General features: G+C 29.5%; 1 protein-coding gene. It reads right to left on the bottom strand.

The window, feature by feature from the left end:
• On the bottom strand, positions 1-275 hold a 275-nt coding region (locus tag UUA_RS19775), incomplete at both ends, for a hypothetical protein (protein ID WP_425476929.1).

The following is a 275-nucleotide window of genomic DNA, read 5'->3' as shown; positions in this document are numbered from 1 at the left end:
CAAAACCTAAATTCACGTTGCCAAAAATCAATCTGTTTTTGCAATTGTTTTTCGTTCGCTTTTAAAGTCGATTTCATTAATTCCGTTAAATCAATTGGAGATATTTCTCTAATCATTTTTTTAAATTTAGTCTTAGTATTCTTACTTAGCTTTCCCCACATACTTTCTTCATGCAACAAAGTATAAACCATAGCTTGCTCATTAATTTTTTCTAAAGTAGTCCACTCAGGTTTCAAAATGTGTAAACCATTAAAACAATCATTCCAGTAATCAAC

This window comes from Rhodanobacter thiooxydans LCS2, from assembly GCF_000264375.1.
GTDB lineage: Bacteria > Pseudomonadota > Gammaproteobacteria > Xanthomonadales > Rhodanobacteraceae > Rhodanobacter > Rhodanobacter thiooxydans.
This window is presented reverse-complemented; position numbering and strand designations above follow the sequence as displayed.